The following is a 16,160-nucleotide window of genomic DNA, read 5'->3' as shown; positions in this document are numbered from 1 at the left end:
AATGACGAAACTGAAAGGACAAATGACGAAATCGCAACAATATCTGATCTACACGCCACCTAAGACTCAAACCCAGTGCCCGAAAAGAGCCCAAACAAAAAACGCCTCATAAAGAGACGTTTTTCATCATGATCTAATCAAGAACCGAGGAGCAGATCTTCCGGATTCTCGATCATTTCCTTAACAGTCTTCAGGAAGCCGACGGAGTCTTTGCCGTCGATGACACGGTGGTCATACGAGAGCGCAACATACATCATCGGGCGGATTTCCACGTTGTCGCCGACTGCCACAGGGCGTTTCTGGATGGTGTGCATGCCGAGGATTCCGACTTGCGTGCCATTGAGGATCGGTGTGGAGAAGAGCGATCCGAAGACGCCGCCGTTTGTGATCGTAAACGAACCGCCGGAAAGGTCGGACAGGGCAAGCTTCTTGTCACGTGCCTTTGTTGCAAGGTCTGCAATGTCTTTTTCGATCTCAGCGAAGTTCTTGCGGTCTGCGTCACGAACTACCGGTACGACAAGGCCTTCTTCGGTGGAAACCGCGATGCCTACATCAAAGTAGTTTTTCAGCAGAAGGTCAGTGCCGTCGAGCTCGGAGTTGACGTACGGGTACTGCTTGAGAGCAGCGACGACCGCTTTCGTGAAGAACGACATGAAGCCGAGGCGTGCGCCAAACTTCTTCTCGAACTCGTCTTTTTTGCGCTTGCGCAGTTCCATGACATTGGTCATGTCGATTTCGTTGAATGTTGTGAGCATCGCCGTGTTCTGGCGGACTTCCAGAAGACGCTTCGCGATGGTCTGGCGGCGGCGCGACATTTTCTCGCGTGTTACGCGGCCGGATTCTTCATCCGAGGAGGCAGCCGGTGCCGCAGGCTTGGCAGCCTGTTGCTGAGGTGCCTGCTTCGGAGCTGATGCAGCCGCTTCTACGTCTTGGACGCGTACGCGGCCCATCGGGTCGACCGGCGTGATCGAAGCGAGGTCGATGCCTTTTTCGCGAGCAAGTTTGCGTGCAGCCGGGCTTGCAATCGTGCGGTCAGCCGCGCCTGCTTCTTCACTTGCTTCAACAGACGCAGCCGGAGCCGCCTGCTTTTCTTCTTTTTTCGCTTCAGGAGCAGGTGCAGCTTCTGCTGCAGGCTTTTCAGCCGGAGCAGCGGCAGCGCCGGAACCTTCGCCGACAACAGCGATGACCTGGCCCACTTCTACTGTGTCGCCTTCTTCTGCAAGCAGTTCCTGGACGACGCCCGCTTCTTCGGAGATGACCTCAACGTTGACTTTGTCTGTTTCGAGTTCGACGATGAATTCGCCTTTGTCGACAGTGTCGCCGGGCTGCTTCAGCCACTGGGCGACCGTACCTTCCGTGATGGATTCTGCAAGTTCTGGCACTTTGATTTCTGCCACGGTGGATTCCTCCTTATAATCAGGCAAATCTTAGGATTTGCTCAGTGCTTCCTTGATGATGCGGTCCTGTTCGATCTTATGCGACTTGCCGTCGCCTTCCGACGGGCTCGAGCGGCGGATGCGGCCGCAGTAGCGGACAGGCTTCTCTTGTGCAAGTTCTCGCACAAACGGTTCTGCAAACGACCATGATCCCATGTTCTTCGGCTCTTCCTGAACCCAAACGAATTCTTTTACATTCGGGAAGCGCTCGATGATCTCTGCGATGCGGTCCGAAGGGAACGGATAAAGCTGCTCGACACGGATCACATGAAGCCACTCGTAGCCTTCGCCATCTTTGATCTGTTCCGCGAGGTCAATCGCCATTTTGCCGCTGGCAAATGCGATTCGCTCAACCTTCTCAGGATCTTTCCCGAGACCCGGCTGCTCGATGACAGTCTGGAACTTGCCGGAAGTCAGATCTTCGACATCTGCACCTACGAGAGGATGGCGAAGCAAGGACTTCGGCGACATCATGACGAGCGGGCGGCTGTATTCTTCACCAAGATGCTCTGCCTGGCGGCGGAGAATATGGAAGTAGTTCGCTGCGCTCGAAAGGTTTGCGACCGTCCAGTTGTTTTCCCCGGCAAGCTGAAGGAAACGCTCAAGGCGCGCGCTGGAGTGCTCCGGTCCTTGACCTTCGTAACCGTGTGGAAGAAGCATGACAAGTCCTGAAGTCTGGCCCCACTTCGAAGCGCTCGAAGAGATAAACTGATCAAACATCATCTGGGCCATGTTGGCGAAGTCGCCGTACTGGGCTTCCCAGAGGACGAGAGCATTTTTGTTCTCGAGCGTATAGCCGAACTCATAAGCCACGATCGATGCTTCGCTAAGCGGGCTGTTATAGACCGCAAAAGATGCGTTGGCATCACTGATGTGGTGGAGCGGAACAAGTTCCTTGCCATCCTTCTCATCGTGAAGGACGACGTGGCGATGGGCGAATGTCCCACGCTGGGAATCCTGTCCGGTCAGGCGGATCGGATGACCATCCTGAAGAATCGAACCGAATGCAAGTGTCTCAGCATGTGCCCAGTCGATCTTGCCTTTGCCGTTGAATGGCTCTTCCCGTCGCTTCAGAATGCGGGAAAGCTTTTTAAAGACATTGAAGTCTTCCGGATAGTTCAGCAGTTCTTCGTTCATCTTGCGAAGACGGTCTTCGGACACACCGGTCTCAACGCCCGGATAACCGTTCATGATGGCTTCCGGTGTGCTGTTGTCCATTGTCTCTTTCTTGGACGTCTCCTTCACCCTGTCATAGGATTCCTGGAGCAGCGTGAATGTGTCTTCGTCTAATTTCTCAACTTCTTCCGGCTTGACGATACCCTTGTCAGACAGTTCTTTGCCATACAGCTCACGAACTGTCGGGTGTTGATGCACTTTGTGATACATCATCGGGTTGGTCACGAGCGGCTCATCCATCTCGTTATGTCCATAGCGGCGGTAGCCGACGAGGTCGATCAGGATGTCCTTGCCGAACTGGTTGCGGTATTCAAATGCAAACCGCGCGATGGCGATGACCATTTCCGGATCGTCCGCATTAACATGGATGACCGGTACCTCGTAGCCTTTGGCCGGGTCGGAGGCATATCGGGTCGAGCGGGAATCGAAGAATTCAGTCGTGAAGCCGATCCGGTTGTTTGCGATGACATGGACCGAACCGCCCGTCTTGTATCCGTTTGTTCGGCTGTAGTTCATTGTTTCCATATTGATGCCCTGTCCGGCGAATGCGGCGTCCCCGTGAACAAGAACGGCCAATGCGTCTTTCTCATTCAGTTCCGGAATGCCGGGCTGGCCGGTTTCTTCTTGAGCCGCACGAGTCTGGCCGGTAATGACCGGGTTGACGACTTCAAGGTGGGACGGGTTATAGGCCAGTTTGACTTTAAGTCCGTCCGGAGCCGTGTAAGTGGCGCCCATATGGTACTTCACATCACCGAACCAACCGTGAGTCAGTTCCAAGGAACCATCTTCAGGAACGAATGGTTCTTCATCAAGACCTGCGAATTGGGCAAGCATGACCTCGTACGGCTTGTTGAGCACATGCGTTAGGACGTTCAGCCGGCCGCGGTGTGCCATGCCGATAAGAACTTCTTTCATCTTTTCTTCATGTGCGCTATGGACGAGCTCGTCGAGAAGGACGACAAGAGAATCCAAGCCTTCGATGGAGAAGCGTTTCGCACCGACGAATGTACGGTGAATGAATTTTTCAAATCCTTCGATTTTCGTAAGCCTGTCAAGCAATTCCTGGCGTTTGCTGTCATCCAGCCCAGGCTTTACCTTGCCTGACTCGATGTACGAACGCAGCCATCTGCGTTCTTCCGGGTTGATGACCTGTGTGAATTCATAGGCCGCCTTGCCCGTGTAGATGCGCGTCAGATGGTTGATGGCATCAAGGCCGTTCGATACACCTTCCGGAACTTGTTCGTGGAAGAAAATCGATGCCGGCATCGATACGAGATCCGCCTCAGTGAGGCCGTAAGCGGAAGGGACAATCCGGGAATTATCCAGTTCACGGTCCTTGAGCGGGAAGATGTTCGCGGCAAGATGGCCGTTGTGTCGGATAGAATCCGCCAACTGCGCCGCGGCCACGATTTTTCCGAATTGTACCGGTGAAGCGCCTGTTGCCGCCTCGGATGTGCCTGCAGCGGAGTCCGGCAATACCGGAGCACCAAAACTCCTGAAAAGTTCCGCCAGATCAGGATCGACCTGATCCGGTTCGTTCTGGAACAGGTCATACTGTTCCATCACATACCCCAGGTTAGGCCCGGAGAAAGATCCCCAAGGCGAACCGGGAGCACCAAAATTGTTTGACATGTAGATACCCTCCACTTTTTACGCTGGCATCGTCTAGCTCTATTGTAATGGTCCGCATCAATTTTAGCATGCCGTTCCTGACACTTAAAGCAAACGGCATATAAGGCAACGCCTGCGTTTTTGTCCAATTCAATCTTACTACTGTACCGACAAAATACAATCTTTTTTTACAAAAAAACAAGGCATGTCCGTTGTAAGCGGATACATGCCTTAAGAATACCAGAGAACCGGCATCACTAAACATTTTTAGCCGGATTCAGTCCTTTTTTTGGAGTTTGATAGGATCAGTTCAGCCATCTCGCCGGGTGTTTTCGGAGGCTCTGCCTGTTCCATCCTGAGAATGATATCCTGAGAATTGGTCTGCAGGGACCGGACGGAGTCGAGGAATGATTGGCGACCGACCTCTTCTTCCTGCAGAACGATTGCAAAACCGGATTTATCAAACAGTCTTGCATTGAGAATCTGGTCCCCCCTGCTTTTCTCGGCAGACAAAGGGATAAGAAGCATCGGAATGCGCAGCGCCAGGAATTCGAAAATAGAGTTTGAACCTGCCCGGGACACGACATAATCAGCCGCCTTGAGCAGGTGGCTCAATTCATCCGTGACATACTCAAATTGAGCATAGCCCTCCATCTGCTCAAGTGCCGTGTCAAGATGGCCCTTACCGCAGAGATGGATGATATCTGTCGTTTTCAGAAGCTCGGGCAGACCCGACCTCACCGCTTCGTTCAGCACTGCAGATCCCTGGCTGCCTCCCATGACGAGAAGGACCGGCTTGCGGCCGGAAAACCCGGCAATGCTGAGCCCCTCATCCTTTGACCCTTCAAATAGTTCCTGGCGGATGACCGGACCCGTGCAGGTCGCTTCCGCTTTTTTGACATATGGGACCGTTTCAGGAAACACAGTGAAAACATGATCGGCAAACGGCATCGCCAGTTTGTTGGCCAGGCCGGGCGTTACATCCGATTCATGGATAACCACCGGGACTCCTGCCATCCGGCCGGCCAAAATAACCGGTACGGAGACGAACCCCCCTTTGGAAAAGATAAGCGCCGGTTTCAGCTTCCGGATGATCCGGTATGCCTGAAGCACGCCCGCTCCCACTTTGAACGGGTCGGAAAAGTTCTTCATCGAAAAGTAGCGCCGAAGCTTACCGCTCGAGATCTCATGGTAAGGAACGGAAGGGAAAGAACCAGTAATGAGATTCTTTTCAATTCCATCCCGGGAACCGATATAATGGACGTCGTAACCCTGTTCAGACAAAGATGGGATGATTGCCTGGTTCAGAGAAACATGCCCGGCCGTCCCTCCGCCCGTGAGGATGATGTTCGGTCGTTTCATGCTATTCCCTCAATTCATTTACAGTGTTTCATACATATGAACGCATTATCCATCCTAACACAGCTGCACGCAAGTATTTTAACAGACAGGAGGTCGGGCAGGATGGAAAAACAGAAACCGCTTCGCCTGAAAGCGGGCATCATGGCAAAAGTCATCGGGCCGATCCTGATCACGCAGGTGGCCATGTACCTGATGACGTTCTTCGATATCCTCATGACCGGCCGATATGATTCCCAGCATCTTGCCGGTGTGACGATCGGCTCCTCCTTCTGGAATCCGGTCTATACCGGATTGGCAGGCATCCTGCTTTCCGTGACACCGATCGTTGCACAGGCCATCGGTGCGGGACGGAAAGAAGAGGCGAGACCGGCTGTCCAGCAGGGACTGTATATCAGCCTGGCACTGTCAGCAGTGGTTTTCATCCTCTTGCAGGCGGTCATCCGTCTTGGACTGGGACAGGTGCCGGTGGAGGAACAGGTGCGTGAGGTGGCATCGGGCTACCTCATGGCGATGAGCGCCGGACTGGTACCACTGTTCGCCTACACGGTCATCCGATCCTTTATCGACGCACTTGGCGCGACGCGTGTCACGATGCTGATCACGCTCATTTCCGCTCCGGTGAACATTCTGCTTAACTGGCTGTTCATCTTCGGAAAGGCAGGTTTTCCTGAACTCGGCGGCATCGGTGCAGGAGTCGCCTCTGCTATTACGTATTGGCTGATCCTGGCTATCGCGATATTCGTATCCCATAGGAATCGGCCGTTCCAGCGGTACCGTCTTTACCGCGGATGGCAGGGGATCTCCCTCCCCCGCTGGAAGGAGATCATCTTCCTGGGAGTTCCGATCGGGATCTCGATCTTCACCGAGACGAGTATCTTCGCGGTCGTCACTCTTTTTATGAGCGGCTACTCGACCGAGACAATATCCGCCCACCAGATCGCGCTCAATTTCACTTCGCTTCTTTATATGATCCCGCTCAGCCTCTCGATGGGCGCGACGATCCTCGTCGGCCAGGAAGCCGGCGCGGGCAGATGGAAAGAAGCAAAGCAGTACAGCTGGCTCGGTGTGGCAATGGCCATTTTCTTCAGCCTGATATCCATCTTCATTCTAGTCGCATTCCGCGAAGGCATCGCCTCACTGTACACGCAAGACGAAGCCATCATCCGGCTTGCGGTCCAGTTCTTCATCTTTGCCGCATTTTTCCAGCTCTCGGACGCCGTACAGGCCCCGGTTCAGGGCGCTTTGCGCGGCTACAAGGATGTTAATGTCACCTTTATCATGGCGATCATCTCGTACTGGGTCATCGGCCTTCCGGTCGGCTATATGATCGCGAACAACACGGACCTGGGACCGTTCGGCTACTGGATCGGACTGATCACCGGTTTGACAGCAGGAGCGATTACTCTGTCCATCCGTCTTCTGCTCATCCAGAAAAAGAAAGCCGTTCTCCGGACTACCCGATGAGCCGCATAGAAGAGCCCCGTTGCCAACACTGCAACGGGGTTTTCGTGTTGCCCTTCTCACTCGAGGATGCCTGTCCGCTCGATTTTCAATTCGACGCTCGCATCGATCTCTAGTGAAGGATAGGTTTCACTCCACTTCGCTTTTTCCCAGAGATCGTGATGGAACGCCCGTACCCTGCGCCCGATTCCGATCGCGTCACTTTCCGCCTCCTGAAGTTTGCCGATTAGCTTGTTGACATCTTCTTCAACAAGTTTGCCAAGTTCCTTGCCCAGCCGGTCCATCTGCTTTTGATTTTTATAGACGGCACCATGTGCAAATTCTTCGACTTCCGCTTTGATGCGCATCTCGATATCCACATGTTCCCCTTTGATTTTGATCTTCTGCTTATTGGAGATGATCTCGATCTGGATGGGCGTCTTTTCCCCCTCCACTTCCACATCATAATTCAGCCTGAGAATGGTGCCCGTCTCCTTCTTCAGCATGGCGAGTAATCGGCCTTCGTCGAGACTCAGAACTTTTCCCGTGTACTCCATGCCGCTGAACAGCCCGGTACCCGCAAGCTCCGGTTCTCCGGTCTGTTCCTCGATTTTAAGTACGGGAAGTGACAAGTCCATCCCATCATCAAAAAGAATCGTGCAGACCTGCTGGAGATCATACATGGTGGAAAGAGAATACTTGTGGAACGTATCGATCTTTTTTCCGAACGTTTCGGACTCGTTCTTTGGCGCGCCGGATGATCCCGGATTATCGAAGTATTGTTTCATGTCTCCCTGTGCGATTGCCATATGCCCGGTTACCCGGTTCCTGGGAACGCGGAAAAAGGAATCCATGAAATCGTAGATCCTGTGCTTTGCCGCCTCCTCTGATATTAAGAATACCTGAAGATAGCTAAGGTCAAGCACTTCATCGGAGCGCTCATTGGCCATGTTCCTCGCTTCTGAGTAGGTACGCCCTTTCGACTCGAGTGACTGTGGTACTGGCTGGCTGTCCAGCAACTCAGGAAAGCCGTAATAGACGGTCACTTCATCCTGGTTTCCGTCGATTCCCGCCATAGTCACAACCTGAATATCCCTGAAGACAAGCTCATCCCAGCATCCTGAAAGCAGCAGCACGGCTGGCAGCACCCAAAACATCAAACGCTTCATCCGCTTGCCCCCTCCCCGGTTCTTTTCCGCCTCCTCAGTTGATTGGATATGATGATAAACGCCGGAATTGCCATGGCAAACACAGTATGAAGATATGGGATTAAAATGGCATTCATCTCAACGGCGCTTTTCGTCGCCATGGTATTCGTGATAAATATGAAAATGACGGCCATCCAGACGGCATGCTTCTTGTAATTGGCAATCCCCATCAGCGTAAGGAGACGGACGACCGCAAATGCATATATGCACACCGTGACAATCGACCATGCCAGCCAGATATAAATGAAAAAGAGATCAAGCCGTTCGACAAATGTGACCTCCTGTGATTTCAGCAGATACATGATCGGGTCCGGGAACAGGTCGAATTCTTTCAGGGAAAAGTAGGCAAGCGGAAAAATCAGCATATACATGAAAAAGGCTAACCAGATGGAACTGTAGATTGCCAAATTGCGAAAACTCACCTTTTCCGGCAACAGGAGCCTGAAGAGCAGATACAACTCGATCCCGACAAAAGGCAGCTGCGCCGGCTGGAGCGCCTTTTGCAGTTCGGAAAGTGAAAGATGCGCGACTGGCAACAGGTTGGTCCAGATCAGATCATTGACCGCCAAAGAAACAAACAAGACAAAAATCAGAATCAGGGGGATGAGAATGACCCCCAGATTGATGGCTGTCGTCGGTTTACTGAGAACAACTGCCAAAAGCACCGACGTCATCAGTGCGATGACCAAAAGCATGGGCGTTTCAGGGAAAGCCCACACATTAAGCGTATATACGGTCTTGCCGATGAGACTCGAACAAATAAAATACCAGTACAGGCCATAAAGCACACAAACCGGCTTTGACCAGATAAAACGATCGATAAACCGTTCAAACAGCCAAAGATGCAGGGGGAAAGTCAGTCCCAGGCACAAAAACACCAGCCAGGCATCGCTGCCGGCCACCCTGATCAGAGGAGACTGGAAAGAAATGAACACCGTGCCGGTCTGTACAATGAACAGCATGAGAAACAACTGAGTTTGCGTAATCCGGATTTTCATCACGAGCGTTTACCACCATGATTAAACGTTTGCTGCTGCTTATCCGGACGATAAAACGGCACCCTGAAAAAGACATCCTTGAAGCGGCTCGGATCGAACGGGACAAGTGGAGACAGATAAGGCTGTCCGAGAGATGAAAGATTCAGCAGATGGATGAACAGGAATAGGGTTCCAAGCACCATCCCGAGGAATCCGAGTGCGGCACTCAGCAGCATGAACGGGAACCGGATCAGCCTTACCGCCATATTCATCTCAGCGGAGGGAATGACGAAGCTGGCAATGGCCGTCATCGCGACGACGATTACCATCAGATTTGAGGCAAGACCCGCGCTGACGATCGCATCCCCGATGACAATCCCGCCGACGATGCCTACAGTCTGGCCGATCGGCTGCGGCAGCCTGACGCTCGCTTCCCTGATAAGCTCAATGAACAGTTCCAGGATCAATGCTTCCAAAAGCGGCCGGTAAGGAATGTCATTGATCTGCATTTTTACCGTCTTCGCCAGCTCAATCGGCATGATTTCCGAATGGAAGCTGATGACGGAAATATAGAATGCAGGCAGCAGGATGGCCGTGAAAAAAGCGACGACCCGGACCATCCGGTAAAAGGAGCCGACAATGATCCGGCTATTGTAGTCATCAGGTGACTCGTAAAATGCAAAAAAATTGGTCGGCGTGATAATGCTTGTCGGTGAACTGTCTGTTAATAATGCCGCTTTCCCTTCCAGTAGGCTGTAGATCACACGGTCTGGCCGCTCGGTATTCAGGAACAGAGGAAAAGGTGAATACACCTGGTCCTCAAGATAATCCTCGGTCTGTCCCATGCTGTAGAACTCCTTGTACGGTATATCTCTGATCCTTTGGCGGATTTGGGCCAGCACATCCGGGTCGATGGCATCCGCAAGATAAAGGATATTGATGTGTGCATGGGTGTTCTCCATCCGGAAGCTTTCCATCACCAGGTCCTTGCGCTGAAGCCGATTTCTGACCAGCGCAACATTGTCGGTGATACTTTCCACAAACCCTTCATGCGCCCCGCGGACGACCGTCTCGTTTTTCGGCTCTTCCGGTGAACGTTTTGGGGCATTGTTGACCTGGATTCCCAGCATCATGTTGGTCTCCGGGAAGACGATGACCAGATTACCGGTACACACCTGTTCTGCAAGCTTTTCCTCACTGAAGGCCTCCGCCGATGAGGTGGCTGAATTTCCCCATTTCTCGCTTCCTGCCATCGCCCGCTTCTCGAGACTCTCCAGATGCCGGTCGGCAAGTGCAGTATCGATCAGCGTTGTATAGTAGCAGAGAACCGCGGGGACTCCCGCAACCTCACGTTCCTTCACTTCAAAGTCCACGGAATTATTAAAAAAGTTGTGAATGGACTGCACAAACTCGGCATTCATAGTGAATCACCTCTTCAAGAAAGTATCCGCCCCAAAAAAGAAATTTATTCCTCGATTCGAGTGTGTGCTGATGAAGGCTTGTTCACTAAAACATACAAAACCCCTGTCTCCGCCGGAATTTCCGATGGAGACAGGGGGATGTCTTCTGTTTAACTGATCTTATTCAGATTCGCTCAGCTTATTTCTGGATGAACATCTGAGTCCAGTAATGTCCATTCGAGTCATATCCGATACCGATATGAGTGAATTCCGGCGTCAGGATGTTCTGGCGGTGGCCAGGCGATTCCATCCAGCCTTTCACGACTTCTTCAGCAGTCCGCTGACCCATGGCGATGTTTTCTGCAGCTTTCTTGTAGCTGATTCCGGCTGCTTTCATCTGATCAAACGGGGAACCGTGGACCGGGCTAGTATGCGAGAAGTAATTGTTCTGGCGCATGTCTGCGGATTTTACCCGTGCCGCATCCATCAGTTTCGCATCTGCAGTAAGCGGCTTGAGACCGGATTTGGCACGCTCGGCGTTTGTCAGGTCAAGGACTTTCTGTTCTACCGCGCTCAGGCCGGCAGTCTGCTGTGGTGCTTGCTCAGTCGGCTCAGCCGATGGTTGGGACGGTTGCTGAGGAGCGGGCGCCGGGGCAGGTGCCGCAGGCTTCTCCACCTCAGGCTTTTGCTCTGCAGGCTTTTCAGGAGCCGGAGCAGGCTTTTCCTCTTTAGGCTGTTCCGGTGCTGGAGCTGGAGCCGGAGCAGGTTTAGACTGTTCCGGTTTCTCCTCTGCTGCAGGAGCTTCCGGCTTAGTTGTTTCAGGCTCTTCCAGTCCGGCATTCTGTACCGGAAGCTTGTAGCCATATTCTTTAAGGATTTTCTGGATCAGGCTCTGGATGTCCAGCTTGGACAGGTCTTCGCCGTTATAGCGGATTACCTCTCCGGCAACATATGTGTGCAGGGACACCCCTTCCACATTGATCTTCTGGAATTGTTCGCTTTCTGTTGTCTGCTGTGCTTGCGCAGTGAGCCCCGGCGTAAGAAGTGCAGCGCTCATGGCGAGAACGGAAATCGTTTTTTTCATTCTCAATTCCTCCCTTCGGCACCATCGTACACGCAGGCCGTCATGCATATCGTTCCAGCACTTTCCTTAAAGACCAACCACTCCCGAAACCTTTGAAAATAGGCGTCCCAGCGGATGATTCATAGGAAATCTCCGCCAGGACGCCCTACTATTTCATTTCATGTGCGGTTGACATCAGGGCATCAGGGACTGATAAAAGCGGATCAGAATATCTTGGTCCGCATCGGAAAGAGAGGAAGTCCGGATGCGTTCTTTTATTTCTGCCAGCTTGGATGGAAGGTCTTTCCTCAGCCGGGGATGGGTCAGCCTGTCTGATAGCTCGTCTTCGGCAAGCTTCCTGATTTCGTCAGAGGAAGTGGCATTCTGTGCCGCTGCCCTCCCCGGCCAAAGCTTGCGGTAAGCTATGACCAGTTGATCCTGCTCATTCATGATGAGTACCCGGCACACGGATTTCAGAGAGGCCCTCACCGATCAGGACAAGGTTTGCCGGCATGTTCATATACTCGGGGATCCACTGGACCATCCCGTAGGCATACTGGAACAGCGACGGGTATTTGTTTCCTTCAAGCGGTACATATCCTTTTATCCGGTACACCGTTTCCGGAAGTGTGCGGACCCAATTCTCAAATGCTTCACGGGCGACCGGTTCGCTGAATGTCACAAGGCGAGTGCCGATCGGGAGGTGGCTGCCGATGCCCGCACTCTGCACCGGAATACCGGACCGTTTTTGTGCCATGCTGCGGAGTGTGGCCAGGGAAACCTTACTATTCACTGTTTCGATGATTTGTGCACCGGGGTTCAGGGACTGGATGCCCATCACGGCTTCCGCCTTTTCGGAATCCGACAGAAGATCGCTCTTATTCAGGAGAATGAACCCCGCATGACGGATCTGTTCGATAAACAGCATCCGGACTTGAGGAGTCATGCCTTCAGCGGAAAGATAACGCCTTCCGTCCGCCACGGTGACGATTCCCTTCACATCCAGTTTTTCTCCAAACAGCGGCGAGTGGACGGCATCTAGGACTTCCACCGGATGCGCGGCTCCGGTCGTCTCGATAAAGATGATATCAACATCTTCATGGAGCAGCGCCTGCATTTGGGATTCCGTCTTCTCTGAGCCGGTGCAGCAGATGCACCCGTTCAAGATTTCTTTTAGAGGCACCCCGTCCTCCACCGCTTCCGAATCAAAAGCGAGTTCGCCGAGTTCGTTCATGATGACCCCCGGCTTCAGCCCTTCCTCTTTCGCCTGCCTGATCAGCCCAGTGAGCAGGGATGTTTTCCCGCTCCCGAGAAAACCGCTGAGAATATATACTTCTGTCATGATTGATCATCCTTTCAATGAAGCGGGCGGGATCCTTTTGGATCCCGCCCGATGTCGTCATTTCAGTTGTTCGTGGAGAAGTTCCGCCGCCTTCTTCAGCATCGGGTCGTCGGTTTCGATCTTTTCACGGAGCTTGTCCATGAGAGCGAATGTCGTGTCCCCTTCAAGAATGCCGCTTTCCTCAAGGCCGGCATCAGATTGAAGGTCGCGGACCGCATCCGTTGTCGATTCGTCGAACACTCCGTCTGCTTCACCCGGATCAAAGCCGACCGCTTCCAGCATCTGTTCGGCGGAGAGGATCGTCATTGACGTATCCCCGTCCTGCATCGGTTTTTTCGGATCGATATATGGAAGCTTCACATATTCCGGATAGGCGACCGGGTCCGTCGGCTCGACCCCTTTTTCGTGGATCCAGTTACCGTCAGGCGTCAGCCATTTGGCTGTCGTCAGCTTAAGGTTCGAACCATCCTGGAAGTCCTGCGGCGACTGGACGGTGCCTTTACCGAATGTCTTCTCCCCTACAGTGCGGATGTCGGCGGACTCCATCAGAGCGCCTGCCAGGATCTCGGAGGCCGATGCGCTGCCGCCGTCAATCAGCAGGACGACCGGCAGCTTCACCTTATTGCCGCCTGTCGCGTAGGTGATCTGCGGCTTTTGGCCTTTCTCTTCAATCTGGAACAGGCCTTCGCCTTCCTCGATAAAGAGGTTCGAAATTTCAATCGCTGTGCTGAGCAGGCCGCCCGGATTTTGCCGGACATCGATGGCCATCGCCTTCATGCCTTCTTTTTCCATTGCCGTAATGGCTTCAATCAGCTCATCGAATGTGTTCTCCGAAAAACTCGTGATCTGGATGTGAGCAACTTCATCATCGACCATCTCGGCATAAACCGTTTCGATCGGGATCACGTCACGGGTGATTGACACATCAATCGGCTCTTCCAGCCCCGCACGCTCGATCTGCAGGGTGACTTCCGTCCCTTTTTCGCCGCGGATGAGCGTGACTGCCTCTGTCGATGATTTGCCCTGCAGGCTTTCGCCGTCTACAGCCATGATGATGTCATCCGGCTGCAGATGGGCTTTTTCTGCAGGTGAGTTCTTGATCGGGGAGACGATCATGATCTGGCCGTTCCGTTCCTGAATTTCTGCGCCGATCCCCTCAAAACTGGATGAAATGCTTTCATTCAGATGCTGAGCCTCGGTCTGGTCCAGATAATCGGAGTAAGGATCACCCAAGGCGTCAACCATGCCGTTGATCGCCCCGTTCACAAGCTCCTCATCAGTGACATCCTCGAAGTATTGCTTTTTCACCGCGTCGTACGCGTCGTAAAGCTTGCTGAATTCGCCCCGCTCGGATTTTGGAGAGACGACCTCGACCACTTTGTCTTCTCCGACAGTCAGCGCGAAAAACGTCACACCCGCAGTCAGGAGAACCAGGCCGAACATGAGCATCAGCAGGAAAAATGGCTTGATGCGAAGGTAGCGCCCAGCAGGCGTCTCTTGCTTGTCTTCATGACCGTTGCCATTTCGATTTTCGTTTTCGTCCATGTTGATTCACCACTTTCAACCAAAAGCCCGCTGCGTTTGCGGCAGGCCGATATACGGAAAAGACCGCCACCGTACGATGGCGGTCAATCCGTTTCATTACTGGATAGCCGCTTCCAGGGCGACTTCGATCATTTCGTTGAATGTCGTCTGGCGCTCCTCGGAGGATGTCGCTTCGCCTGTCAGGATATGATCGCTCACCGTCAGGATTGAAAGCGCCTGACGACCGAATTTTGCAGCATGTGTATAAAGTGCAGCCGATTCCATCTCGACGGCCAAGACGCCGTATTCAGCATATTGTTTGTGATCCGAATCATCACTGTAGAAGAGATCTTCCGTAAATACGTTGCCGACTTTCAGGTTCAGGCCTTTTTCCTGTCCTGCTTCGTAAGCTTTGAGCAGGAGATCGAAATCTGCCGTCGGAGCATAATCGATACCCTTGAAAGTGATCTCGTTAAATTTGGAGTTCGTTGACGCGCTCTGTGCAATGATGACGTCACGGACCTTGACATCTTTCTGGATCGCACCGCATGTGCCGACGCGGATCAGCTTCTGTACGTCATACTCCTGCATCAGTTCTGTGATATAAATGGAGATCGACGGTACGCCCATCCCGGTACCCATTACGGAAACCCGCTTTCCATTGTAGGTTCCGGTGTAGCCGAACATGTTCCGGACTTCGTTGAACTGCTCGACATCTTCCAGGAATGTTTCTGCAATGTACTTTGCGCGGAGCGGATCGCCCGGCAATAGGATCGTGTCGGCGATATCGCCCTTTTTTGCATTGATGTGTATGCTCATTTAGTCAAACCCCGCTTTCACAAATTCTTTTCAATCATATCGTGTTTTGCTACCGCCCGCAATCACAACACAGGCGCCCGCTTGAAACGGACGCCAGATTTTAGTCGGTCTCCCGATATTCTTCCCAAAGTTCATCAAAAACCCGCGACGGCATATCCGGGTCCGCGCGCACTTCCAGATAGCGCGACAGCGGGTCGAAACCTGTTTCGTCCTTCGGGAATTCATGATCGAGAAAAGCCGCTTCCGCGAAAACCGCGCGCGGGTCGTCCTGCGGGCCTCCCCGGTGGGACAATAGGAATTGATAAAATGTCCGCCTCACCGGACCACCGCCTTCCTGAATGTTTCATAATCTGATATCAACCGGGTACTTATTCCCCGAACAGTTTCAGATAGTTGCCGTACCCTTCCTGTTCCAGCTTGTCCTTCGGTACAAACCGGAGAGCTGCCGAGTTGATGCAGTAGCGAAGTCCGCCCGCCTCCATCGGCCCGTCTGGGAAGACGTGCCCCAGATGGGAGTCGGCACTTTTACTCCGAACTTCCGTGCGTCTCATTCCGTAGCTTGTATCAAAGTGCTCTGTGACTTCGGTGTCCTCGATTGGCTTGGTGAAGCTGGGCCACCCGCAGCCCGCATCGTACTTATCTTTTGATGAAAAGAGCGGTTTTCCGGATACGATATCGACATAGATCCCTTCATCAAAGTGTGCATCGTATTCGTTCTGAAATGGCGGCTCAGTGCCGTTTTCCTGGGTGACCTGATACTGCATCGGAGTCAGCTTCTTCTTTAGTTCTTCTTTATTCATCA

The 16,160-nt window shown here is 52.9% G+C and carries 14 protein-coding genes; 1 reads left to right on the top strand and 13 read right to left on the bottom strand.

The window, feature by feature from the left end:
- Positions 1-137: 137 nt before the first annotated feature.
- From odhB to BMX91_RS05710, 3 genes are all read right to left on the bottom strand, one after another.
- Positions 138-1,397, bottom strand: coding sequence for a 2-oxoglutarate dehydrogenase complex dihydrolipoyllysine-residue succinyltransferase (gene odhB, locus BMX91_RS05720; protein ID WP_092051002.1), 1,260 nt, complete (start codon positions 1,395-1,397; stop codon positions 138-140).
- A gap of 30 nt (positions 1,398-1,427) precedes the next feature.
- Positions 1,428-4,244, bottom strand: a complete 2,817-nt coding sequence (locus BMX91_RS05715; RefSeq protein ID WP_092051000.1) for a 2-oxoglutarate dehydrogenase E1 component — start codon at positions 4,242-4,244, stop codon at positions 1,428-1,430.
- Between the two features lie 246 nt (positions 4,245-4,490).
- On the bottom strand, positions 4,491-5,585 hold the full coding sequence (locus BMX91_RS05710; protein ID WP_092050998.1) for an undecaprenyldiphospho-muramoylpentapeptide beta-N-acetylglucosaminyltransferase: 1,095 nt from the start codon (positions 5,583-5,585) through the stop codon (positions 4,491-4,493).
- 102 nt (positions 5,586-5,687) lie between these two features.
- Here BMX91_RS05710 and BMX91_RS05705 point away from each other — a divergent pair, with 102 nt between their 5' ends.
- The gene (locus BMX91_RS05705) at positions 5,688-7,049 is read left to right on the top strand and encodes an MATE family efflux transporter (RefSeq protein ID WP_092050996.1); all 1,362 of its coding nucleotides are present in this window, start codon (positions 5,688-5,690) and stop codon (positions 7,047-7,049) included.
- A gap of 56 nt (positions 7,050-7,105) precedes the next feature.
- On the opposite strand, the gene BMX91_RS05700 is transcribed toward BMX91_RS05705, so the two are convergent.
- From BMX91_RS05700 to msrB, 10 genes are all read right to left on the bottom strand, one after another.
- Positions 7,106-8,194 carry a Ger(x)C family spore germination protein gene (locus BMX91_RS05700; RefSeq protein ID WP_092050994.1) on the bottom strand — a complete coding sequence of 363 codons (1,089 nt, stop codon included), beginning with the start codon at positions 8,192-8,194 and terminating at the stop codon, positions 7,106-7,108.
- Positions 8,191-9,231 carry a GerAB/ArcD/ProY family transporter gene (locus tag BMX91_RS05695; protein WP_092050993.1) on the bottom strand — a complete coding sequence of 347 codons (1,041 nt, stop codon included), beginning with the start codon at positions 9,229-9,231 and terminating at the stop codon, positions 8,191-8,193. Before BMX91_RS05695 ends, BMX91_RS05700 begins: the two co-directional genes overlap by 4 nt.
- The gene (locus BMX91_RS05690; protein ID WP_245744300.1) at positions 9,231-10,631 is read right to left on the bottom strand and encodes a spore germination protein; all 1,401 of its coding nucleotides are present in this window, start codon (positions 10,629-10,631) and stop codon (positions 9,231-9,233) included. The genes BMX91_RS05695 and BMX91_RS05690 overlap by 1 nt, the downstream gene beginning before the upstream one ends.
- 178 nt (positions 10,632-10,809) lie before the next feature.
- Entirely contained in the window at positions 10,810-11,694 is an 885-nt protein-coding gene (locus BMX91_RS05685; RefSeq protein ID WP_245744298.1) for a CAP domain-containing protein, read from the bottom strand.
- A 174-nt stretch (positions 11,695-11,868) separates the two neighbouring features.
- The gene (locus BMX91_RS05680) at positions 11,869-12,123 is read right to left on the bottom strand and encodes a hypothetical protein (RefSeq protein ID WP_092050990.1); all 255 of its coding nucleotides are present in this window, start codon (positions 12,121-12,123) and stop codon (positions 11,869-11,871) included.
- Positions 12,116-13,015: a CobW family GTP-binding protein gene (locus tag BMX91_RS05675; protein WP_092050988.1), complete on the bottom strand. Its 900-nt coding sequence runs from the start codon at positions 13,013-13,015 to the stop codon at positions 12,116-12,118. Before BMX91_RS05675 ends, BMX91_RS05680 begins: the two co-directional genes overlap by 8 nt.
- A gap of 57 nt (positions 13,016-13,072) precedes the next feature.
- Entirely contained in the window at positions 13,073-14,560 is a 1,488-nt protein-coding gene (locus BMX91_RS05670; RefSeq protein WP_092050986.1) for a lmo1851 family serine protease, read from the bottom strand.
- A gap of 96 nt (positions 14,561-14,656) precedes the next feature.
- A complete protein-coding gene (gene deoD, locus BMX91_RS05665) occupies positions 14,657-15,358 on the bottom strand; it encodes a purine-nucleoside phosphorylase (RefSeq protein WP_092050985.1) in 702 nt (233 codons plus the stop codon).
- A gap of 100 nt (positions 15,359-15,458) precedes the next feature.
- Positions 15,459-15,677 (bottom strand): YozE family protein, encoded by a 219-nt coding sequence (locus BMX91_RS05660; RefSeq protein WP_092050983.1) that lies wholly within the window; start codon positions 15,675-15,677, stop codon positions 15,459-15,461.
- Positions 15,678-15,726: 49 nt separating this feature from the next.
- Positions 15,727-16,158 carry a peptide-methionine (R)-S-oxide reductase MsrB gene (msrB, locus tag BMX91_RS05655; RefSeq protein WP_092052093.1) on the bottom strand — a complete coding sequence of 144 codons (432 nt, stop codon included), beginning with the start codon at positions 16,156-16,158 and terminating at the stop codon, positions 15,727-15,729.
- Between the last annotated feature and the right edge of the window lie 2 nt (positions 16,159-16,160).

The sequence above is a fragment of the Bhargavaea ginsengi genome (genome assembly GCF_900109165.1).
GTDB lineage: Bacteria > Bacillota > Bacilli > Bacillales_A > Planococcaceae > Bhargavaea > Bhargavaea ginsengi.
The sequence above is the reverse complement of the archived record's forward strand: the minus strand, read 5'-3'. Positions and strand labels throughout refer to the sequence as shown.